Below are 20,727 nucleotides of genomic sequence, written 5' to 3'. Positions count from 1 at the left end.
GGGCGAGGCCCGGACGCTCCGCACCCTCCCCACCAGCTCAGCGGATTTCCGCGTGAGGCGGCGAAGCCGCGCGTCCCAGGTCCTCCCCCTGTGGGGGAGGTGTCGGCGAAGCCGACGGAGGGGGGAGTCTTCGGCCAATGGCCACAACCCGGATCGATGATCCGACAACTCCCCCCACCGATCGCTGCGCGATCGCCTCCCCCAGAGGGGGAGGACCTTTTCGGCTCAGTCGAACCCCCGCATCGACCCCCAGGCCTCGAACGGATCCCTGCGCGAGCGCCAGTTGTTCACCGGCGCGGCTTCGTCGCGATAGCCCAGCGCCATGCCACAGAACAGCATGTGGTCGCCGGGCAGGTCCAGGAACTGGGCCGTCAGGCGGCCGTAGGCCGACCAGAACTCCTGGGCGCAGCTGTCCAGGCCGCGCTCGACGGCCAGCAGCATCAGGGTCTGGATGTACATGCCCAGGTCCGACCATTGCGGCGGGCCGCAGTCGCGGTGGATCGAGAAGAACAGTCCCACCGGCGCCCCGAAGAACTCGGCGTTCTTGGCGAACTGCTGCAGCCGGCCCAGCTTGTCCTCGCGGGGGATGTCCAGCGACGCGTAGAGGTCCTCGCCCACCTGGTAGCGGCGGCTGCGCAGCGGCTCCCACAGGTTGGGCGGATAGACGTGATATTCCGGCTCGTCGCGATCCATCAGCCGCGAGGCGACCAGCGCCTTGAACTCGGCCAGCGGCTCTCCGGCCAGGGCATGGACCACCCAGGGCTGGAGGTTGCCGCCCGACGGGGCGCGGGACGCGGCCTCCAGCAGGTCGCGCACCATGGAACCCGGCACCGGGTCGGGCTTGAAGGCCCGGACGGACATCCGGCGTTCGACGGCTTCGGCGACGGTCATGAACAGCTCCCTAACCCCTGCGCCGCTATCTCCCGCGACAGACGGTCAAGGCTTGGCTAGCATCCGGCCGCAACGTCAAGGCAAGAGCGATAGGGTCTGGGGGCGATCGGTGCGGGTTCTGGTGCGTAATCTCTTTCTGGCGCTGTTCATCGTGTTCATCGCCGGACCGGTCCTGACGGTGATCGCCTATCGCTTCGTGCCGCCGCCGGCCACGCCGCTGATGGTCATCCGGCTGGTCGAGGGCAAGGGCTGGGACCACCACTGGCGGCCGATCGACCAGGTCTCGCCGTCGCTGCCGCGCGCCCTGATCGCCGCCGAGGACGCCCGGTTCTGCGACCACCACGGCTTCGATTTCGACGCCCTGCAGAAGGCCTATGAGAACAACGAGAAGGGCAAGAAGATCCGCGGCGGCTCGACCATCAGCCAGCAGACCGCCAAGAACGTCTTCCTGTGGCCGGGCCGCTCCTATGTCCGCAAGGGGCTGGAGGCCTATTTCACGGTCCTGATCGAGACCCTGTGGGGCAAGAAGCGGATCATGGAGGTCTATCTCAACAGCATCGAGTTCGGCCCGGGTATCTATGGCGCCCAGGCGGCGTCCCAGACCTATTTCCATGTCGACGCCGAAAGGCTGAACCCGATGCAGTCGGCGCGCCTGGCCGCGATCCTGCCCAGCCCGCTGAAGTGGAAGGCCGTCGGTTCCGGGCCCTATGTGAAGAAGCGCTCGCGCAAGATCGGCGCGGCCTCCGGCACGGTTCGCCGCCAGGGTCTGGCCGCCTGCCTGGGCTAGAGCATTTTCGAGCGAAGTGGACACCGGTTCGCGTGAAGAAAATGCGCAAAACAGATCTCTAGAGCGCCCGGCCTGATGCAATCAGGTCGGGCGCTCTAGACACCGAGACGAGAGGAAACGCCATGCCCGTCGCCCCCGGCCCCACCCTGGAGACCGCCCGCCTGATCCTGCGCCCGCCGGCCCCGGAAGACCTCGACGGCTGGGCCGAGCTGATGGCCGACCCCGACGCCGCCCGCTACATCGGCGGGACGATGGTCCGCAGCCAGACCTGGCGGATGCTGGCGGCCATGGCCGGTTCCTGGGCGCTCAACGGCTTTGGCATGTTCTCGCTGATCGAGAAGGACACCGGCCTATGGGCGGGCCGCGTCGGCCCCTGGCGCCCAGAGGGCTGGCCGGGAGACGAGGTCGGCTGGAGCCTGCACCCGCGCTTTCACGGCCGGGGCTACGCCGTCGAGGCGGCGACCGCGACCATGGACTGGGCGGTGGAGCACCTGGGCTGGACCACGATCATCCATTGCATCGACCCGGCCAACGCGCCATCGAAGGCGGTGGCCGAGCGTCTCGGCTCGCGTTTCCTGCAGATGGGCCGCATGCCCGAGCCCTATCACGAGACGCCCATCGAACTGTGGGGCCAGACCGCCGAGGCATGGCGGGCGCGGCGAGGCTAGCGGCCGCGCCGTTCCGTCAGGCCGCCGCCCGAGCCCGCAAGGCCTCGGCCGTGGCGGGGTCGGCGGGCAGGAAGATCTCCACCGCCAGCTCCGACAGGGTCACGTCCTGCGGCGCGCCGAACATCAGGGTGGCGCTGAGGAACGACAGCACCGTCCCGTCGACCGCCAGCCGCAGCGGCGCGGCCAGGGCCCCGGCTGTCGGGTCGATCTCGGCCTCGCCGCCGGGATAGGCCTGCAGCTCGGCGATCAGCGCCACCAGCACCGGATCGCCGGCCGCTCCGGCCTGGCGGCGCAGGCGCGACAGCAGGTGGCCGCGCCATTCGGCCAGGTTGACGATGCGCGGCGCCAGGCCGTCCGGATGCAGGCTGACCCGCAGGACGTTGGTCGGCGGGCCCAGCAGGGCGGCGGGCAGGCCGGCCATCAGCCGTCGGGCGGCGGGATTGGCCGCCTGCAGGGTCCAGTGGCGGTCCACCGCCAGGGCGGGCCAGGGGTCGTGGGCGGCCAGCAGCCGCTCCACCGCCTCGCGGGCCGGGGCCAGGGCCGGATCGTCCAGCGCCCGCTCGGCGAACACCGGGGCGAAGCCGGCGGCCAGCAACAGCTGGTTGCGGTCGCGCAGCGGCACCTCCAGCTGCTCGGCCAGGCGCAGCACCATCTCGCGGCTGGGCGCGGCGCGGCCGGTCTCCAGGAAGCTGAGGTGGCGGGCCGAAATCTCGGCGTCGAGCGCCAGGTCCAACTGCGACAGCCGCCGCCGCTGGCGCCAGTCGCGCAGGTGGTGGCCGATCGGGCGGGGGGCGGAGGTCATGGCCAGGGTCATGCGGCGATCCTAGCGCGGCCCGGTGTCTTGGCCATTACCTGGAAGGTAGGCGCGTCAGGGCCGATCGACGGCGAAGCGGATGATGCTGGCGTTCTTGTCGTCGGCCACCCAGATGGCGCCGTCGCCGGCCATGGCGATCCCGACCGGCGTGCCCTGCGGCCGCACGCCGTCGACCTTGCCCCAGCCCGGGGTGAGGATCTCGGCCTGGGCGGCCGGTCCGGCCCCGAACGGCCGCGATCCGCTCGGATAGGTCGGGAAGGTGGCGCGGGGGCGGGTGACGGGCAGGCCCTTGGCGTCGACCGCGAAGGCCGCCAGCCGGCCGCCGGTCGAGCGATAGCCGTGCCAGCTCATCAGCAGCTTGCCGCGCAGGGCAGGGAACATCGCGCCCTGGTACCAGGTCATGGCCAGGGGCGCGACGTGGGGCGGCAGCAGGGCGACGGGCGGGGTGTGGGCGGCGGAGGCGCAGTCCATGGCGCCGGACCAGGCCCCCGGGGTCGGCGTCGCCCGGTCCATGCAGTAGGGCCAGCCGTAGTGCTTGCCGGCCTCGATGCGGTTGAGCTCCTCGAACGGGCTCCAGCGGTCGGGCAGGTCGTAGCTGTTCTCGGCCTGCAGCACCGTGCCGGACGGATGGACGGCCAGGGCCACGGAGTTGCGCAGACCGCGGGCCAGCATCGTGAAGTCCGGGCTCCAGCGACCCGGTGAGACCAGGGCGTAGCGGCGAATGCCGGCCGTGGCCTCATCGCCCTCCGACTGGTCGCAGCGGTCGGTCCCCACCCGCGCGCCCTTGTCGTCCAGGCACTGGTCCGACGGCGCGCCGACATTGACCAGCAGGGCGCCGTCGGCCGCGAACACGAACTGCGACAGCGGGTGGCGGTTGTCGTGCAGCCTGTTGTCGGGAAGGTCGGTGATCACCGGCGCCACGGTCGCGGCCGGATCGGACGCGCGCGGATCGAACCGGAAGATCCGGCTCATCTCGCCGACATAGGCCAGGCCGTCGGGGCCGATCGCCAGGCCGTGCGGCAGGGACAGGCCGGTCAGCAGGGGCTCCAGGCGGACGGGCTGGCCGGGCTCGACGGTCAGCCGCCAGACCACGCCGCGCGGCCGGGTCCAGTCGGCCAGGTCGGCGACCAGCCAGGTCCTGCCGTCGTCCAGCGGGACCAGGGTGCGGGGCAGGCGCAGCTGTCGCTGGGCGAAGGCGCCGGGCGTCGGTCCGGCCACCAGGCCGGCGCACATCCCGGGCGCGGCGTCGATCGCCAGCCGGGGCCAGCCGTCGCAGATTCCGCTGACCTTGTAGGCCACGCGCGGCGCGGCCTGGGCGGCGCCCGTGGCGATCAGGCTGAGCCCCAGGAGGACGCCGACACCCTTCAACTTCACGCCGCACCCCTCCGCTGGCCACGGCGTGATCTAGCGGTGCGTCGGGGGCGAAGGGAAGGGGGCGTCAGACCCGGTTGTAGGGATACCGGTCGCGGATCATCCGCTGGAAGAACCGCCCCTTGGACGGAGCTCGGACGAAGGCCTCGGTGATCCGCGGCGGCACCCCGACATAGACGTATTCGTCGCCGTCGTGGAACGTGACGAACAGCTTGCCGTGTTCGGGGTCGTAGTCGATTTGCCGGATCGCCGTGGAATCAACGCGCATGGCCGAAAAGCCCCGCATGAGGGTCGTCGATACAGGAAAAGCGCATGGCTGTGGCGACCGGTTCCCGGGCGCCTGTTTCGCGTGCAGGTCGCGGCGAAATGGGGTGTAGTCCCGGACCGTAACGGCTCCGTTTCAGGAGCGGGGGAGGAACAATCGCATGCAGCCGCATTCCTGGGTCGCCATCGTCACGCTGGTCGCCCTGCTCGTCTATGTCTGGATGGCCCTGCGCGTCGCTGGCGCACGCCGCAAGGCCGGCATCCAGCCGCCGGCCATGACCGGCGACCCGATCCTGGAGCGCCACATCCGCGTCCAGGCCAACACCCTGGAATGGCTGGCGCTGTTCCTGCCGTCGCTGTGGCTGTTCGCCGTCTACTGGAACGACCTGGCGGCCGCCGTGCTGGGCGCGGTGTGGATCGTCGGGCGGATCGTCTACGCCCTCGGCTACGTGGCCGACCCGGGCAAGCGCGAGCTGGGTTTCGCGATCCAGGGGCTGGCGACCGCCGCCCTGCTGTTCGGCGCCCTGGGGCGGGTCATCTGGACCCTGGCGACGGTCGGGGCCTGAGAAAGCGGCGGCCCGGCCCTGTCCGGGCCGCCGGACCTTCGCTATATGCGGGCCATGCCGCTGCCCGTCGATCCCGCCCGCTACAGCGCCTTCCTGGCGGCCATGTTCGTCATGGCCATCACGCCCGGACCCGCCAACCTGTTCGCCATCGCCACCGGCATGCAGAAGGGGCGCGGCGCGGCCCTGCTCGGCGTGGTCGGCATGAACACCGCCAGCCTGGTGTGGTTCTCGGCCTCGGCCCTGGGGCTGGGCGCCCTGATCATCGCCTTCCCCAAGGCCTTCCACGTGCTGGCCCTGGCCGGGGCGGCCTATCTGGTCTGGCTGGGGGTCAAGTCGATCCTGTCGGGGCTGAAGGCGGACAACGGCGAGGGCGGCGCCCATCGCCAGTTCAAGATGGGCCGCTCGGCCTTCCGCGACGGCTTCGCCGTGCAGATCGCCAACCCCAAGATCCTGCTGTTCTTCACCGCCGTGCTGCCGCCGTTCATCGATGTCGATCGGCCGCTGGTCCCGCAGCTGATCATGTTCGCCGCCGCGACCATCGGCATGGACCTGATCAGCATGAGCACCTACGGCCTGGGCGGGGCGGCCCTGTCGTCGCGGATGAACGAGCCCGGCTTCCGGCGTGGTTTCGCCGTGACGGTCGGGGTCCTGCTGATCACCGCCGCCGGGCTGATCGTCTCGCGCGGCTGATCGCTTCAAGGCTGTAACGCTAAGGCCTTGGCGAAACCATAAAGCTACGCCATGCATTATGCTGACGGGACGAAACGGCTCTTTTCGCCAAGATCCTAGAGAAGGGATGCGCCATGACTATTCGCAAGACCATAACCGGCAAGGCCGGACTGGTCGCTGCCGTGGCGCTCGCCGCCCTCCTGACGGCCTGCGCCACCGCCACCCCCTACCAGCCCAATCTCCCCGGCCAGGCCGCCTCGGGCGGCTTCACCGACCAGCGACTGGAAGGCGACCGCTACCGGGTCAACTTCGCCGGCAACAGCATGACCTCGCGCGAGACCGTCGAGCGCTATCTGCTGTACCGGGCCGCCGAACTGACCGTCCAGCAGGGCTACGACTGGTTCGAGACCGCCGACCGCCGCACCGACCGCAGCGCCCGCACGGTGATCGACGAAGACCCGTTCGCCCGTCCGTTCGGCTATTACGGCGGCGGCTACGGCTACTGGCGTCCGGCCTGGCGCTATTACGGCCCCCGCTATGGCGGCTGGCGTTCGTGGGATCCCTACTGGGGTGACCCCTTCTTCGCCAACCGGGCCGAGATCCGCACCATCGAGAAGTTCGAGGCCAGCGCCGAGATCGTCCTGCACAAGGGCCCCAAGCCGGCGGGCGATCCGCGGGCCTATGACGCCCGGGAGATCATGGCCAATCTGACGCCGAGCATTCAGCGCCCGGCGCCGAAGTAGGACAAAGGGCCACCTCCCGGACGGGAGGTGGCCCTTCTAGCTTCTTGTCCCTCCCCCTTGCGGGGAGGGTGGCGGCGAAGCCGACGGGTGGGGCTTGATGAGCCAGCGGACCCCACCCACCAGCTTCGCTGGTCCCCCTCCCCACAAGGGGGAGGGAAGTGCATTCCCTTTTTAGCGCGGCGCCATGCGGATGCCGCCGTCCAGGCGCACGTCCTCGCCGTTGAAGTAGCCGCAGGTGATCATGGTCAGCGCCAGCTGGGCGTATTCCTCGGGGTTGCCCAGGCGCTTGGGGAACGGCACCGAGGCGGCCAGGGCGGCCTTCACGTTCTCGGGCGCGCCGTTCATCAGCGGGGTGTTGAAGATGCCCGGCAGGATGGTGTTGACGCGGATGCCGTCGTTCATCAGGTCGCGGGCGATCGGCAGGGTCATGCCGATGACGCCGCCCTTGGAGGCCGAATAGGCGGCCTGGCCGACCTGGCCGTCCTCGCCCGCCACGCTGGCGGTGTTGACGATCGCGCCGCGCTCGCCGTCCTGCAGCGGCTCCAGGTCCAGCATGCCCTTGGCCGACTTGGCGATGCAGCGGAACGTGCCGACCAGGTTGATCTGGATGATCATGTTGAAGGCGTCGAGCGGGAAGTGCTTGGTCTCGCCGGTGGTCTTGTCGCGGCTGGCGGTCTTGATGGCGTTGCCGGTGCCGGCGCAGTTGACCAGCACGCGTTCCTGGCCGTGGGCGGCGCGGGCCTTCTCGAAGCCGGCGTCGACCTCGGCGTCCGAGGTGACGTTGACCTTGCAGAACACCCCGCCGATCTCCTTGGCCACCTTCTCGCCGGTGGTCTCGTTCATGTCGAAGATGGCGACCTTGACGCCCTGGGCGGCGAGGGCGCGGGCGGTGGCTTCGCCCAGGCCCGAACCGCCCCCGGTGACGACGGCGGCGACGGTGTTGTCGAGTTTCATGGACGTTTCCTCGTGGCTTGCGTTTAATTGGAACCTTGAGGAGCGGTTTACCCCGATGAGCGCCGACGCCAAACCATCCCCTGACGTCAACCCGGAGCGCAACGCCCGCGACGTGCTGGATCCGAAGAAGGCGCTGGTCCCGGCCACCGTGCGGGTCAACGAGCAACGGGTGACGCGCGGCTTCTGGCCGAAAATCCGCAAGGTGGCGTCGAAGGTGCCCTTCGCCGCCGACGCCCTGTCGCTGTGGTGGTGCGCTCGCGACCCGACCACGCCGACCGCCGCCAAGGGCATGATGTTCGCCGCCCTGGCCTATTTCGTGCTGCCCACCGACGCCATTCCCGACGTGCTGCCGGCCATCGGCTTCACCGACGACGCCGCCGTCATCGCGGCCTTGATCGCCATCGTCGGCAAGAACCTCAAGCCCCGCCACAAGGACTCGGCGAAGGCGTTCCTGACCAAGCTGGGCGGCGATGACTGACGGGTGGCTGTGGGGGGCGGCCGGGATCTGCGCGATCCTCTATGGGCTGGTGCTGGTCGAACGGCCGCCGTCGGCGCTGCGCACCCTGGTCAAGACCGCCGCCACCGGCGCCCTGGCCCTGCTGGCCTATCTGCAGGGCGGGGGACCACTGCTGGCCGTCGCCCTGGCCCTGTGCGCGATCGGCGACGCCTTCCTGGCCGGCGACCCCAAGCGCTGGCTGCCGTTCGGCCTGGCCGCCTTCCTGGCCGGGCACCTGGTCTATGTGCTGCTGTTCTGGCGCGAGCGCGGCCCGGTCGCCGCCCATTTCTGGGCCATCGCGCCGCTGGTGGCGTTGGCGGGCGGCGTGATGCTGGCCCGGCTCTGGGGATCGCTCGGCCCGCTCAAGCCGGCCGTGGTCGCCTATGTGCTGGCCATCGTGGCGATGGTGGCGACCAGTCTGTTGCTGCCGCCCCTGCGCTGGCCGGCCACGGTCGGGGCCCTGGCCTTCATGACGTCGGACGCCGTCCTGTCCTTCGACCTGTTCAAGGGCGCCAGGCTGGCCGGCTCGACCCGACTGACCGCCTGGGCGGTGTGGTTCCTGTATTTCGGCGGCCAGGCGCTGATCGGCTGGGGGATGTTGCGGTAGGGGAGCGGGAGAGAAAGAACCATGACCACCACCTTCGACGTCGCCGCCCTGCCCTTCGCCGCCCTGATGGGGGTGGAGGTCACCCACGCCGCCCCCGACCGCGTCGAGGGGCGGATGGTCGTGCGGCCAGACCTCTGTACGGCCGGCGGCATCCTGCACGGCGGGGCCGCCATGGCCCTGGCCGACAGCCTGGGGGCGGTCGGCGCGTTCCTGGGTACGCCGGCCGGGATGCGCACGACCACCCTGGAGAGCAAGACCAACTTCATCGGCGGAGCCAGGGCCGGGACGACGGTGAGCGCGGTCGCGACGCCGCTGCATGCCGGCCGCCGCTCCAGCGTCTGGACCACCCGGATCGAGGGCGAGGGCGGCAGGCTGGTGGCGGTGGTCACCCAGACCCAGATGACCGTGGAGGCCTGAGCATGACCCTGTTCGAGACCCGCCCGATCACCGTGTCGATCGCCCGACCGGCCGCCGAGGTCTACGCCTTCGCCCACAAGCCCGAGAGCTTCCCCCAGTGGGCCGCCGGCCTGGGCGGGGACCTGACCCGCGACGGCGACGACTGGATCGCCAGCGGCCCCGACGGCGAGGTCCGGGTGCGGTTCTCGCCGGAGAATCCCTATGGCGTGCTCGACCACTGGGTGACGTTGCCGGACGGGACCGAGCTGAGCATCCCGCTGCGGGTGGTGGCGAACGGCGACGGCGCCGAGGTGACCCTGACCCTGTTCAGGGCGCCCGGCATGGACGACGCGACCTTCGCCCGCGACCAGGGTTGGGTGGCGCGGGACCTCGCCGCCCTGAAGGGGCTGCTGGAGCGATGATCACGCTGCGCGCGCCCCGGCCCGGCGACTACGGCTGGATCGTCCAGCGGCATGGCTTGCTCTACGCCCAGGAGCAGGGCTGGGACGCCCGGTTCGAGGGGGTGGTGGCCGGCGTCGTCTCCGATTTCGTCAAGAGCTTTGACCCGGCCCGCGAGGCCTGCTGGATCGCCGAGCACGCCGGCGCGCCGGTCGGTTCGATCATGCTGGTCCGCGAGAGCGACACGGTGGGCCGGCTGCGCCTGCTGTTGGTCGAGCCCTCGGCGCGCGGCCTGGGCGTCGGCGACACGCTGGTCGCCGAGTGCCTGAACTTCGCGCGGCGGGTCGGTTATGCGCAGGTGGTGCTGTGGACCCAGGCCAATCTCCTGCCCGCCCGGCGGCTCTATGACCGCGCCGGTTTCGTGCTGGAGGAAAGCTGGCCCTATGACGGCTTTGGCGACGGGCTGGTGTCGGAGACCTGGCGGCTGACGTTCTAGGTTCGGCGGCGGACTTGCTCCCACCTGGCGGCTTCGCCGCCTGTCCGCCCCCATAGGGGGCGGAGCCCGAGCGCGGAAACTCTTCCCCCTCTGGGGGAGGAGCGCCGAAGGCGCGGAGGGGGCAAGTGTCCCGTCGCGCTACGTCATGAGGTGCCCTCGCCACGCCTCCCGCAGCACCTTCTTGTCGATCTTCCCCGTCGCCGTCAGCGGCACCGCGGCGAACACCACGTCGTCCGGGGTCCACCATTTGACGATGCGCGGCGCGAGGTAGTTCAGCACCTCGGCCTTGCCCAGCGCCGCCCCCTCGTGGGCCTCGATGATCATCAGCGGCCGCTCCTCCCACTTGGGATGCGGCACGCCGATCACGGCGGCGATCTTCACGCCCGGGCAGCCGGCGGCGATGTTCTCCAGGTCGATCGAGCTGATCCATTCGCCGCCCGACTTGATGACGTCCTTCTGGCGGTCGGTGATGCGCATGAAGCCGTGCTCGTCCAAGGTGGCGATGTCGCCGGTGTCGAACCAGCCGTCGGCCTCGGCGGCGTCGGACTCCTGGCGGTAGTAGCGCTGGATCACCCAGGGCCCGCGCACCTTCAGGGCGCCGGAGGTCTCGCCGTCGCGAGGCGCTTCCGAGCCGTCCTCGTTCTCGACCTTCAGCTCGATGCCGAACTGCAGCCGGCCCTGGCGGGTCCAGATGGCGTCGTTCAGGGCGTCCTCGCCCAGCGCGGCCAGCGAGGGGGTGGGCGTGGCGATCACGCCCAGCGGGCAGGTCTCGGTCATGCCCCAGATCTGCAGCACGTCGACGCCGTACTGGGTCTTGAAGGTCTCGGCCATGGCCCGCGGCACGGCGCTGCCGCCGATCACCACGCGCTTGAGGCTGTCCGGCCGCTGGCCGGTCTGCTCCAGATAGGCCAGGTACATGGTCCAGATGGTCGGCACGCCGCCGGTGAAGGTGACGCCCTCGCCCTGGATCAGCGGGTGCAGCGAGGCGCCGTCCATCTTGTCGGCGGGCAGCACCAGCTTGGCGCCGCAGATCGGGGCGGTGAACGGCAGGCCCCAGGCGGTGGCGTGGTAGAGGCTGGAGCAGGGCATCACCACGTCGAAGGCCGTCAGGCCAAAGGCGCTGGCCAGGCCGCCGGCCATTGCGTGCAGCACCACGGCGCGGTGCGAGTAGAGCACGCCCTTGGGGTCGCCCGTGGTACCCGAGGTGTAGCAGAGGAAGGCCCCGGCGTTCTCGTCGAAGGTCGGCCAGTCGAAGCTCTGGGCCTGGCCGGCGATCAGCGTCTCGTAGGAGATCGCCCCGACACCCGCGTCGTGGGTGCGCTCGGCGTCCGACAGCATGACGAAGGTCTTCACCGTGGTCAGGCGCGGGGCCAGGCGGGCGACCAGCTCGGCGAAGTTGCGGTCGAACAGCAGCACGCTGCTGGCCGCGTGGTTGATCGTGAAGACGATCTGCTCGTCCGACAGCCGGGGATTGGCGGTGTGCAGCACCGCGCCCAGGCCGGGGACGGCGTAGAACAGCTCCAGGTGCCGGTGGGTGTTCCAGGCCAGGGAGCTGACCCGGTCGCCCGACCGGACGCCCAGTCCGGCCAGGGCGTGGGCGGCCTGGGCGGCGCGCGCCGCCAGGCCGGCATAGTCGTAGCGCCACAGCGGCTCGTCGATCAGCCGCGAAACGATCTCGCGCCGGGCATGGGCGCTGGCCGCGTAGCGAAGAATGCCGCTGACCAGCAATGGCGTGGTCTGCATCAGGCCCAGGATCATGCCCGCTCCTCCCGTGTTGTTTTGGGAAGCAGCTTAGAGCGGGCGCGGCCGAATGGGAGCGGCTAATTCCATTTCGCTCACCAAAAGGTGAGTGAAATTTAGAACTCTTCCCAGGCCTCCGCCGCCGCCACCGCCGCGCTCCCCCGGCCGAAGGCGGCCGCGCGGGCCTGGGCGGCGCGGGCCGGGCTGGCGACCGGGCGCGAGGCGGGGCTCGCCGCGACCGGGGCCGAGGCGCCGGCGTCGACCTTGAAGCGGCCGACCAGGGCCGCCAGCTCGCCGGCCTCGCCCTTCAGCGAGTGGGTGGCGGCGGTGGCTTCCTCGACCATGGCGGCGTTCTGCTGAACGACCTGGTCCATCTGGTTCACGGCGGTGTTGACCTGGTGCAGGCCGGTGGCCTGCTCCTGGGCCGAGGAGGCGATCTCGCCGACCAGGGCGTCGATCGAGGCCACCTGCTCGACGATGGCGCGCAGGGCTTCGCCGGTCTGGCCGACCAGGCTGACCCCGGTCCCGACCTGCTGGGTCGAGGTCGTGATCAGGCCCTTGATCTCCTTGGCGGCGTCGGCCGAGCGCTGGGCCAGGGCGCGGACTTCCTGCGCCACGACCGCGAAGCCGCGGCCCGCGTCGCCGGCTCGCGCGGCCTCGACGCCGGCGTTCAGGGCCAGGAGGTTGGTCTGGAAGGCGATCTCGTCGATCACGCCGATGATCTGGGCCACCTGCTGCGAAGAGGTCTCGATCTGGGTCATGGCGCTGACCGCCTGGCTGACGATCTGGCCCGACTTCTCGGCCCCGGCCCGGGTGTTGGCCACCAGGCCGGAGACCTCGTTGGCGCCGGCGGCGGTGCGGCGCACCGTGGCGGTGATCTGGTCGAGAGCGGCGGCGGTCTCCTCCAGGCTGGCGGCCTGTTGCTCGGTGCGGCGCGACAGGTCGTCCGAGGCCTGGGCGATTTCTTCCGAACCCGAACGAATGCCGCCGGTGGCGTCGTTGATGCCGCGCAGGGCGTCCTGCAGGCGGTTGGCGGCGGCGTTGAAGTCGGTCTTCAGCTGTTGAGCCTTGGGGGCGAAGTCGATGTTGATCCGGTGGGTCAGGTCGCCATTCGAAAGGTGGTTGAGGGCCTGGCCGATGGCGCCGATGGCGACGGCGTCGGCTTGCGCCTCGGCGGCCTTCTCGGCCTCGCGCGCGGCGCGTTCGACCTCGGTCAGGCGGCGCTGCTCGACGGTCTCGCCCTCCAGTCGCTGCTTGGCGATGGCGGCGTCCTTGAAGCTGAGCACGGCGTCGGCCATCTGGCCGACCTCGTCCTTGCGGCCGATGGCTGGCACCTCGACCTCGTTGTCGCCCGAGGCCAGGCGGCGCATGACGGCGGTCATCCGCGCCACGGGGGCGCCGATGGTCGCCGACAGCAGCCAGCCCATCAGGCTGGCGATGGCCAGGGCGGTCAGGCCGCCGATCGCCAGCGAGCCGATCGCCATGTTCAGCGCGGCCTTCTGTTCCTTGGCGCGCAGGGCGACGCGTTCGGCGGCGGCGTTGATCAGCTCGTCCTGGATGTCGCGGATCGTCCCGAGGCTCTTCTTACCGGTCAGTTGCGAGGCCTGGAGCTTGCCGGCCGCCGGATCGGCCATCGCCGCCAGGGTCGGCTCGGCGATGTCGCCGCGCCATGCGATCATGGCCGTGCGCAGGTGCTGGATGCGTTCCTTCTGGGCGGTGACGGTGGTCTTGGCCTCGAAGGCGTCCAACGCCTTGTCGAAGTCGTCGGTGGCTGTGTGGTAAGTGTCGACGAACTGGGTGTCGCCCATCAGCACGTAGCCGCGCAGGGCGTTCTGCTGTTCCAGCACCAGGGCCATCAGCTCTTCGGCCTGGGCCGCGAGCCTGAGACTGCGCTGGCTGGAGGTCGAGGCCTCCTCGATGCGCTGGAGGCTGGTGAACACCACGCTCGAAGAGATCACGAAGGCCAGGATCAGCGTGGTGAAAGCGACGCTGACTTTCGCTGATATCTTCAGGTCTTGATACTTCATCGCCACGCCCCGGCCCCAACTGTTTCAGTCAAGACCAGGGGTTTGCGGTGTAAATCTTAAGCTTGGATTGCGGTTTCGAGAGAAACCGACGTTATTTCAATAACCTAGATATTCGAAAGTACGGCGTCGCCCATCTGACCGGTGGTCAGGTCTCCGCCGAGGTCGCGGGTGCGGGCGCCCTTGTCGAGAGCGGTCTTGACCGCCGCCAGCAGGGCGTCGGCGGCGTCCACGCGGTTCAGCGACCAGCGCAGGGCCATCTCGAACGACAGGATGGCGGCCAGCGGATTGGCCAGGCCCTTGCCGGCGATGTCGGGGGCCGAGCCGTGGATCGGCTCGTAGAGGCCCGGCTTGCCCGCCGCGCCCAGCGCCGCCGAGGGCAGCATGCCGAGCGAGCCGGTCAGCATCGCCGCGGCGTCTGACAGGATGTCGCCGAACAGGTTGTCGGTGACGATGACGTCGAACTGCTTGGGCGCGCGGACCAGTTGCATGGCGCAGTTGTCGGCCAGGATGTGCTCCAGCTGGACGTCCGAATATTCGGCGGCGTGCAGGTTGGTCACCACTTCCTTCCAGAGCAGGCCCGACTCCATCACGTTGGACTTCTCGGCCGAGGCCACGCGGTTGGAACGGCCGCGCGCCAGCTCGAAAGCCACCCGGGCCACGCGCTCGATCTCGGCGGTGGTGTAGACCTGGGTGTCGACGCCGCGCTTCTGGCCGTTCCCCAGGTCCTCGATACCGCGTGGCTGGCCGAAATAGACCCCGCCCGTCAGTTCACGGACGAACATGATGTCCAGGCCCGAGACCAGCTCGCGCTTCAGGCTGGAGGCGTCGGCCAGGGCTTCGAAGCAGTAGGCCGGGCGCAGGTTGGCGTAGACGTCCATGTCTTTGCGCAGCTGCAGCAGGCCGGCCTCGGGGCGCAGGTGGCGCGGGGCGTCCTTCCACTTGGGACCGCCGACCGCGCCCATCAGCACCGCGTCGCTGGCCAGGGCCGCGTCGCGCACCGCGTCGGTCAGGGGCGTGCCGTGCACGTCGTAGCTGGCGCCGCCATAGAGCGCTTCCTCGATCGCCAGGTCGGGCGTGAGGACCGCGGCCACCCGGCGCACCTGGGCGCAGACCTCGGGGCCGATCCCGTCGCCGGGCAGGAGCAGAAGCATGGACATCGGAGGCTCTCTTCAGATTTCGCGGTAGTCTGACACGTCGAAGGACGACATGCGGCGGTCGCCGACGCCAAGCGCCGGCCAGCAGGCCCGCCAGGCGGCCATGTGCGGGCTGGCGCGGTGGAAGGCCAGGGCGGCTTCGTCGACGAAATGCTCGTAGACCCGGATCAGGCCGGAATCCAGCGGGTCCTCGGTCAGGGCGTAGTCCAGGCATCCCGGCTCGGCCCGGCTGCCCTCGACCTGGGCCCGCAGGTGCGGCCGCAGGTCGGCGAGGCGCTCGGGAGCGACCCTGATCGTGCCGGCCAGGATGATGGTCATGGGCGGTTTTGCTCCATGACGACCTCGGGGAGGGTCACCGCCTCAAGCTTCCAGCCACGGCCGATCCAGCGCCCGCTTGCTTTCATAGAGGTCGATGTCGGCGCCGTGCATCAGGGTCTCGCCGATGAAATCGAGGCCCTTGAGCATCTTGTCCTTGCGCACGGGGTCGATGTCGAAGTGGAAGCTCCTGCCCGACGGCGAGATCACGGTCTGGGCCGCCAGGTCGATGCTGACCATGTGGTTGCCGCCCTTGGCCTCGTCCATCAGGGCGGCGATCTCCTCGGGCTTCAGCACCACCGGCAACAGGCCGTTGTTGAAGCAGTTGTTGTTGAAGATGTCGGCGAAGCTGGTCGAGATCACGCACATGATCCCGTAGTCCATCAGCGCCCACGGAGCGTGCTCGCGCGAGCTGCCGCAGCCGAAATTGTCGCCGGCGATCAGCACCGACGAGCCCTTGTACTCCGGCCGGTTGAGCACGAAGTCGGCGATCTCGTTGCCGTCGCCGTCGAAGCGGAAGTCGTAGAACAGGCCCTTGGCCAGGCCCTCGCGCTCGACGGTCTTCAGGAACTGCTTGGGGATGATCTGGTCGGTGTCGATATTGGCCAGCGACAGCGGCGCGGCGCGGCCGTCGAGACGGGTGAAGGCTTGCATCAGGCGGTCTCCTCGGCGAGCCACGTGCGCACGTCGACCAGGTGGCCGGCGATCGCCGCGGCCGCCGCCATGGCCGGCGAGACCAGGTGGGTGCGGCCGGCCCGGCCCTGGCGGCCCTCGAAATTGCGGTTGCTGGTCGAGGCGCAGCGCTCGCCCGGCAGCAGCTTGTCGGGGTTCATGGCCAGGCACATCGAACAGCCCGGTTCGCGCCAGTCGAAGCCGGCGGCCTTGAAGATGGCGTCCAGGCCCTCTTCTTCGGCCTGTTCCTTCACCAGGCCCGAGCCCGGCACGACCATGGCCGTGACGTGCGGCGCGACCAGGCGGCCGTGCAGGAAGGCTTCCTGCACCACGGCGGCGGCGGCGCGCATGTCCTCGATCCGGCTGTTGGTGCACGAGCCGATGAACACCCGGTCGATGCGGGCCTCGCTGATCGGCTGGCCAGCGGTCAGGCCCATATAGTCCAGCGCCCGGTGGGCGGCGGCGCGCTTGTCCGGCGTCGCGAAGCTCTCGGGATCGGGGACGTTTCCGGTCACGGGGATGACGTCCTCGGGGCTGGTGCCCCAGGTGACCATCGGGACCAGGGCCGATCCGTCGATGACCACGGTGCGGTCGAAATGGGCGTCGTCGTCGCTGACGAAGCTCTTCCAGTATGACAGCGCCATGTCCCAGGCCGCGCCCTTTGGCGCGGAAGGCTTGCCCAGGATGTAGGCGAAGGTCTTGTCGTCGGGCGCGACCAGCCCGGCCTTGGCCCCGCCCTCGATGGTCAGGTTGCACAGGGTCATGCGGCCTTCCATCGACAGGTCGCGGACCACGTCGCCGGCGAACTCGATGACGTAGCCGGTGCCGCCGGCCGTGCCGATTTCGCCGATCACCGCCAGGGCGACGTCCTTGGCGGTGACGCCGGGGCCCAGCTGGCCGTCGACGCGCACCTTCATGTTCTTGGCCTTCTCCTGACGCAGGGTCTGGGTGGCCAGGACGTGCTCGACCTCGGACGTGCCGATGCCGTGGGCCAGGGCCCCGAAGGCGCCGTGGGTCGAGGTGTGGCTGTCGCCGCAGACGATGGTCATGCCCGGCTGGGTGCGGCCCTGCTCGGGCCCGACCACGTGGACGATGCCGTTGCGGATGTCGCCCATCGGGAAGAACTCGATGCCGTTGTCCTTGACGTTGCGCGCCAGGGTCTTGAGCTGCAGGCGCGCCTCTTCGTCGGCCACGGCGTCGACGCCCAGGGCCTGGCCTTCGGTCGGAATATTGTGGTCGGCCACGGCGAGGGTGCGGTCGGGCCGTCGCACCTTGCGGCCGGCCGCGCGAAGCCCGGCGAAGGCCTGCGGGGTGGTGACCTCGTGGATCAGGTGCAGGTCGATATAGAGGATCGCCTCGCCGTCCTGCTGGCTGACGAGATGGGCGTCCCAGATCTTGTCGTACAGGGTCCGGGGCGAGGTTTTCGGTTCGCGGGTCATGATACCCGCGCATCTAGGCCCTGAGGGCGGGCGCGTAAAGCGAGGAAACGCCAGAAATCACGTCCGGTGACGGTCGGTGGGATCAATCCTGCCCCGAAGGGGTCGCGCGAAGGTCTTGTCGCGCATGTTCCTTGCCGAGATCGCGGCCTGAACATCGAGGGCCGCGAAGTAGGCCGCGACGCCCGGTCCGCGAGACGGGTGACTCCACGTCCGCGCGCCAGGCCGGAAACGAAGAAGGGCGCGCTCAGTGGCGCGCCCTTATGTCGTTTTTTTGGTTTCGAGACCTGAGGTCGTTGAAACCGGCCACACCCTGGAAGGGAGCGGTCTGAAAGCCCGTCGCCGAAGCGGTGGGGGTAATCAATATAACCAATAAAACCAATGGCCTGTCAAGTCCGTGCGGTCGCACCTAAGCTTGACCATGCAAGGCCTTGGCCGGCAAAGAAAAAGGCCCCGGCGTTGCCGCCGAGGCCTTAAATTCTTTCGCGAGGGCGAAGCGCCTATTCGGCGATTTCGACCTTGTCCTTGCGGACGTTGGCGCGTTCGGCGATGCGGGCCGACTTACCGCGACGGTCGCGCAGGTAGTACAGCTTGGCGCGACGGACGACGCCGCGACGCTTCACCTCGATGCTTTCGATGCTCGGCGAGAGCAGGGGGAACAGACGCTCCACGCCTTCGCCGAACGAGATCTTGCGGACGGTGAAGCTCTCGTGGATGCCGCCGCCGGCGCGGGCGATGCAGACGCCCTCATAGGCCTGGACGCGCTCGCGCTCGCCTTCCTTGATGCGGACGTTGACGCGCAGGGTGTCGCCCGGCTCGAAGTCCGGAATGGCGCGGGCCGCGAGCAGACGCTCGGATTCTTCGCGCTCGAGTTCCTTGATGATGTTGATCGCCATGGTCTCAATCTCCTTTGGGCTTACCCGTTTTCGGGCCGCCTTTTGCCTGTTGATTGGCGAGATGCGCTTCCCAAAGATCGGGTCGCCGCTCGCGAGTGGTCTCTTCACGCATACTGGTCCGCCATTGGGCCACCTTCTTGTGGTCGCCCGACAGCAGCACCTCGGGGATATCCAGCCCTTCGAACGTCCGCGGTCGCGTGTACTGCGGATGCTCGAGGAGACCGTCCTCGAAGCTTTCTTCCTGCGTGCTCTCGAAATTGCCCAGAACCCCTGGAGCCAATCGAACGCACGCCTCGATCACGACCATCGCCGCCGCTTCGCCACCGGCGAGCACGGCGTCTCCGACCGAGACCTCCTCGAACCCCCGGGCGTCGAGCACCCGCTGGTCCACCCCCTCGAAACGGCCGCACAGGACGATGACGCCCGGCGCCTTGGCCCATTCCTTGACGCGCGCCTGGGTCAGGGGTCGACCCCGGGCGCTCATGTACAAAAGCGGCCGCCCACCGACCTCCACGCTGTCCAGCGCGGCGGCGATGACGTCCGCTTTGAGTACCGCTCCCACGCCGCCACCCGCGGGGGTGTCATCGAGGAAGCCGCGCTTATCCTTGGAAAACCCCCGAATGTCCAGTGTTTCCAATCGCCACAGGTCCTGCTCCTTCCACGACGTGCCGATCAGCGAGACGCCGAGCGGGCCGGGGAAGGCCTCGGGGAACATGGTCAGGACGGTGGCGGTGAACGGCATGGGCGCTCTGTAGCGCCACCCGCCCCCAAAAACGAGAGGGCGGGGTTGCTTAAACTCAGGTCAGGATGGTGCGCGGCAGCGGCTTGCCGGCCTCGGCGGGCATCAGCGGCGGCGACAGCCTCACGGGCTCGCTGGTCGGATCGGCCGGCGGGGCGACATGGCGCGTGGGAGCCACGGCCAGCACGACGGCGGTGGTCAGGGTGGCGGCCACGAGCGCCGTACCGACGCGGATCTTCTTCCATGAGACCATGGGAAACGGACATCCTGCTGCTTCTGGGCGCCCTAGACCAAAGCCCGGGAAAGGGGGAGGTTCCCGTGGGCGGCCCTGGCGGACTTCCCATGCCTCTAGGGGAAGCCCTGGGCCTCGCCAAGGCGACAATACGACGCGTTCGCCTCAATTGAGCGAACGCCAGTTTCGCGGGCAAGGCGCACCCAAACCTGTCAGCAGCGGGTCATCGAGTCCGATTTCCGCGAGACGATCACCGCGAGGTCGCGTCATAGTCGCGCCGCCGAAATCTTGGAGTTCGCCTCGTGAGCCAGACCGTCGCCGACCGCTTCCACGCCCTGCACGCCGGTCCGGACGTGCTGCTGCTGCCCAACGCCTGGGACGCGGCCAGCGCCGCCCTGATGGAGGACGCCGGCGCCAAGGCCGTGGCCACCTCCAGCGCCGCCGTGGCCTGGGCGCGCGGCTATGCCGACGGCGACGCCTTGCCGGTCGCGGCCCTGATCGACGTGATCGCCGGCATCGCCCGGGTGGTCTCGGTCCCGCTGACCGCCGACATCGAGGGCGGCTACACCGACGACCTGGCGACCCTGGCCCAGACCGTCGCCGCCGTGATCGGGGCCGGGGCGGTGGGGATCAACCTGGAGGACGGTCGCCGTGATCCCGACCTTCACGCCCGCAAGGTCGAGACCGCGCGGTCCGCCGCCGAGAGGGCCGGCGTGAACCTGTTCATCAACGCCCGCACCGACGTCTATCTGGCGCGCCTGGCCGAGGGCGAGGCGGCCCTGGCCGAGACCTTGCGCCGAGCGGCGCTCTACGCCGAGGCCGGGGCCAGCGGAATCTTCGTGCCCCTGCCGATCGAGGAGGACCTGCTCTCGACGCTGGCCGCCGGGATCACCCTGCCGCTCAACGCCATGGGCCGGCCGGGCATGCCGTCCGCCCAGCGCCTGGGCGAACTGGGCGTGCGTCGCCTGAGCTCGGCCACCGGCCCGTTCCGCGCCGCCTATGGCGTGATGCTGGCCGCGACCAAGACCTATCTCGTGGACGGCGACACCAACGGCTACGCGACCGCCGCCACCGGCCTGCCGGACCTCAACGCGCGGTTCGGCTAGGGCCTGGCGGACGGCGCGGCGGGGGCGGCGTCGGTCGCGGTCTCCTGCCAGGTGAAGCGGATGGGCAGGGTGATCTTCAGGCCGTCCATCGGCTCGCCCTCGGTGCTCCAGGGGTTCATCGTCATCAGCTTGGCGGCCTCCATGGCCGCCGCGCCGAAGTCCAGGGCGGCCGGCTCTTCGCGCGCCACCTCGCAATCGGTCAGGTCGCCTCGGGCGCCGATCGTGCAGCTCACCACGCCCAGGCCGCCGTAGACGCCCGCCTTGATCGCGGCCTGCGGATAGACAGCCG

26 protein-coding genes are annotated in these 20,727 nt (G+C 69.8%); 11 read left to right on the top strand and 15 right to left on the bottom strand.

What is annotated here, in order from left to right; all coding sequences use genetic code 11:
* Window positions 1-225 precede the first annotated feature (225 nt).
* Window positions 226-891 carry a nitroreductase gene (locus PMI01_RS11525; protein ID WP_007668277.1) on the bottom strand — a complete coding sequence of 222 codons (666 nt, stop codon included), beginning with the start codon at window positions 889-891 and terminating at the stop codon, window positions 226-228.
* A 109-nt stretch (window positions 892-1,000) separates the two neighbouring features.
* Between PMI01_RS11525 and mtgA the strand changes: the two genes are divergently transcribed.
* Complete coding sequence (mtgA, locus tag PMI01_RS11520) at window positions 1,001-1,678, top strand: monofunctional biosynthetic peptidoglycan transglycosylase (protein WP_007668274.1); 678 nt, start codon at window positions 1,001-1,003, stop codon at window positions 1,676-1,678.
* Window positions 1,679-1,800: 122 nt separating this feature from the next.
* A complete protein-coding gene (locus PMI01_RS11515; protein ID WP_007668271.1) occupies window positions 1,801-2,346 on the top strand; it encodes a GNAT family N-acetyltransferase in 546 nt (181 codons plus the stop codon).
* Window positions 2,347-2,362: 16 nt separating this feature from the next.
* On the opposite strand, the gene PMI01_RS11510 is transcribed toward PMI01_RS11515, so the two are convergent.
* From PMI01_RS11510 to PMI01_RS11500, 3 genes are all read right to left on the bottom strand, one after another.
* Window positions 2,363-3,160 carry a helix-turn-helix domain-containing protein gene (locus tag PMI01_RS11510; RefSeq protein ID WP_007668266.1) on the bottom strand — a complete coding sequence of 266 codons (798 nt, stop codon included), beginning with the start codon at window positions 3,158-3,160 and terminating at the stop codon, window positions 2,363-2,365.
* Between the two features lie 54 nt (window positions 3,161-3,214).
* The gene (locus PMI01_RS11505; protein WP_007668264.1) at window positions 3,215-4,534 is read right to left on the bottom strand and encodes a PQQ-dependent sugar dehydrogenase; all 1,320 of its coding nucleotides are present in this window, start codon (window positions 4,532-4,534) and stop codon (window positions 3,215-3,217) included.
* Between the two features lie 64 nt (window positions 4,535-4,598).
* A complete protein-coding gene (locus PMI01_RS11500; protein ID WP_035035888.1) occupies window positions 4,599-4,799 on the bottom strand; it encodes a KTSC domain-containing protein in 201 nt (66 codons plus the stop codon).
* A 157-nt stretch (window positions 4,800-4,956) separates the two neighbouring features.
* Here PMI01_RS11500 and PMI01_RS11495 point away from each other — a divergent pair, with 157 nt between their 5' ends.
* The 3 genes from PMI01_RS11495 to PMI01_RS11485 all read left to right on the top strand — a co-directional run bounded on the left by PMI01_RS11495 (window position 4,957) and on the right by PMI01_RS11485 (window position 6,773).
* Entirely contained in the window at window positions 4,957-5,361 is a 405-nt protein-coding gene (locus tag PMI01_RS11495) for an MAPEG family protein (RefSeq protein WP_007668259.1), read from the top strand.
* A 45-nt stretch (window positions 5,362-5,406) separates the two neighbouring features.
* Entirely contained in the window at window positions 5,407-6,051 is a 645-nt protein-coding gene (locus PMI01_RS11490) for a LysE family translocator (RefSeq protein ID WP_007668257.1), read from the top strand.
* 113 nt (window positions 6,052-6,164) lie between these two features.
* Entirely contained in the window at window positions 6,165-6,773 is a 609-nt protein-coding gene (locus tag PMI01_RS11485) for a CC0125/CC1285 family lipoprotein (protein ID WP_007668255.1), read from the top strand.
* Between the two features lie 171 nt (window positions 6,774-6,944).
* Here PMI01_RS11485 and PMI01_RS11480 read toward each other — a convergent pair whose 3' ends face one another.
* Window positions 6,945-7,727: an SDR family NAD(P)-dependent oxidoreductase gene (locus tag PMI01_RS11480; protein WP_007668253.1), complete on the bottom strand. Its 783-nt coding sequence runs from the start codon at window positions 7,725-7,727 to the stop codon at window positions 6,945-6,947.
* Window positions 7,728-7,782: 55 nt separating this feature from the next.
* Between PMI01_RS11480 and PMI01_RS11475 the strand changes: the two genes are divergently transcribed.
* From PMI01_RS11475 to PMI01_RS11455, 5 genes are read left to right on the top strand one after another with little or no spacing between them, the layout of a single operon-like run.
* Window positions 7,783-8,205: a YkvA family protein gene (locus PMI01_RS11475; RefSeq protein ID WP_007668251.1), complete on the top strand. Its 423-nt coding sequence runs from the start codon at window positions 7,783-7,785 to the stop codon at window positions 8,203-8,205.
* On the top strand, window positions 8,198-8,830 hold the full coding sequence (locus PMI01_RS11470; RefSeq protein ID WP_007668249.1) for a lysoplasmalogenase: 633 nt from the start codon (window positions 8,198-8,200) through the stop codon (window positions 8,828-8,830). Before PMI01_RS11475 ends, PMI01_RS11470 begins: the two co-directional genes overlap by 8 nt.
* 21 nt (window positions 8,831-8,851) lie before the next feature.
* Complete coding sequence (locus tag PMI01_RS11465) at window positions 8,852-9,247, top strand: PaaI family thioesterase (RefSeq protein WP_007668247.1); 396 nt, start codon at window positions 8,852-8,854, stop codon at window positions 9,245-9,247.
* A 2-nt stretch (window positions 9,248-9,249) separates the two neighbouring features.
* The gene (locus tag PMI01_RS11460; RefSeq protein WP_007668246.1) at window positions 9,250-9,648 is read left to right on the top strand and encodes a hypothetical protein; all 399 of its coding nucleotides are present in this window, start codon (window positions 9,250-9,252) and stop codon (window positions 9,646-9,648) included.
* The gene (locus PMI01_RS11455) at window positions 9,645-10,121 is read left to right on the top strand and encodes a GNAT family N-acetyltransferase (protein WP_007668243.1); all 477 of its coding nucleotides are present in this window, start codon (window positions 9,645-9,647) and stop codon (window positions 10,119-10,121) included. Before PMI01_RS11460 ends, PMI01_RS11455 begins: the two co-directional genes overlap by 4 nt.
* A gap of 138 nt (window positions 10,122-10,259) precedes the next feature.
* On the opposite strand, the gene PMI01_RS11450 is transcribed toward PMI01_RS11455, so the two are convergent.
* The 9 genes from PMI01_RS11450 to PMI01_RS11410 all read right to left on the bottom strand — a co-directional run bounded on the left by PMI01_RS11450 (window position 10,260) and on the right by PMI01_RS11410 (window position 19,353).
* A complete protein-coding gene (locus PMI01_RS11450) occupies window positions 10,260-11,879 on the bottom strand; it encodes a long-chain fatty acid--CoA ligase (protein ID WP_007668240.1) in 1,620 nt (539 codons plus the stop codon).
* 98 nt (window positions 11,880-11,977) lie between these two features.
* Window positions 11,978-13,888 carry a methyl-accepting chemotaxis protein gene (locus PMI01_RS11445; protein WP_007668238.1) on the bottom strand — a complete coding sequence of 637 codons (1,911 nt, stop codon included), beginning with the start codon at window positions 13,886-13,888 and terminating at the stop codon, window positions 11,978-11,980.
* A gap of 104 nt (window positions 13,889-13,992) precedes the next feature.
* Complete coding sequence (leuB, locus tag PMI01_RS11440; protein ID WP_007668236.1) at window positions 13,993-15,045, bottom strand: 3-isopropylmalate dehydrogenase; 1,053 nt, start codon at window positions 15,043-15,045, stop codon at window positions 13,993-13,995.
* 12 nt (window positions 15,046-15,057) lie between these two features.
* Window positions 15,058-15,360, bottom strand: a complete 303-nt coding sequence (locus tag PMI01_RS11435) for a putative quinol monooxygenase (protein WP_007668234.1) — start codon at window positions 15,358-15,360, stop codon at window positions 15,058-15,060.
* Window positions 15,361-15,402: 42 nt separating this feature from the next.
* Window positions 15,403-16,011, bottom strand: a complete 609-nt coding sequence (gene leuD / locus PMI01_RS11430) for a 3-isopropylmalate dehydratase small subunit (protein ID WP_007668232.1) — start codon at window positions 16,009-16,011, stop codon at window positions 15,403-15,405.
* Window positions 16,011-17,468, bottom strand: coding sequence for a 3-isopropylmalate dehydratase large subunit (leuC, locus tag PMI01_RS11425; protein WP_007668231.1), 1,458 nt, complete (start codon window positions 17,466-17,468; stop codon window positions 16,011-16,013). Before leuC ends, leuD begins: the two co-directional genes overlap by 1 nt.
* Before the next feature lie 497 nt (window positions 17,469-17,965).
* Window positions 17,966-18,361 carry a 50S ribosomal protein L19 gene (gene rplS, locus PMI01_RS11420; RefSeq protein ID WP_007668229.1) on the bottom strand — a complete coding sequence of 132 codons (396 nt, stop codon included), beginning with the start codon at window positions 18,359-18,361 and terminating at the stop codon, window positions 17,966-17,968.
* 4 nt (window positions 18,362-18,365) lie between these two features.
* Window positions 18,366-19,103: a tRNA (guanosine(37)-N1)-methyltransferase TrmD gene (trmD, locus tag PMI01_RS11415; RefSeq protein ID WP_007668226.1), complete on the bottom strand. Its 738-nt coding sequence runs from the start codon at window positions 19,101-19,103 to the stop codon at window positions 18,366-18,368.
* 55 nt (window positions 19,104-19,158) lie between these two features.
* Window positions 19,159-19,353: a hypothetical protein gene (locus tag PMI01_RS11410; RefSeq protein WP_007668223.1), complete on the bottom strand. Its 195-nt coding sequence runs from the start codon at window positions 19,351-19,353 to the stop codon at window positions 19,159-19,161.
* A gap of 281 nt (window positions 19,354-19,634) precedes the next feature.
* Here PMI01_RS11410 and PMI01_RS11405 point away from each other — a divergent pair, with 281 nt between their 5' ends.
* A complete protein-coding gene (locus PMI01_RS11405) occupies window positions 19,635-20,438 on the top strand; it encodes an isocitrate lyase/PEP mutase family protein (RefSeq protein WP_007668221.1) in 804 nt (267 codons plus the stop codon).
* On the opposite strand, the gene PMI01_RS11400 is transcribed toward PMI01_RS11405, so the two are convergent.
* On the bottom strand, window positions 20,435-20,727 hold a 293-nt coding region (locus PMI01_RS11400), incomplete at its 5' end, for an energy transducer TonB (protein WP_007668219.1). The genes PMI01_RS11405 and PMI01_RS11400 overlap by 4 nt on opposite strands.

Origin of the sequence: Caulobacter sp. AP07 (assembly GCF_000281955.1) — a bacterium.
Lineage (GTDB): Bacteria > Pseudomonadota > Alphaproteobacteria > Caulobacterales > Caulobacteraceae > Caulobacter.
This window is presented reverse-complemented; position numbering and strand designations above follow the sequence as displayed.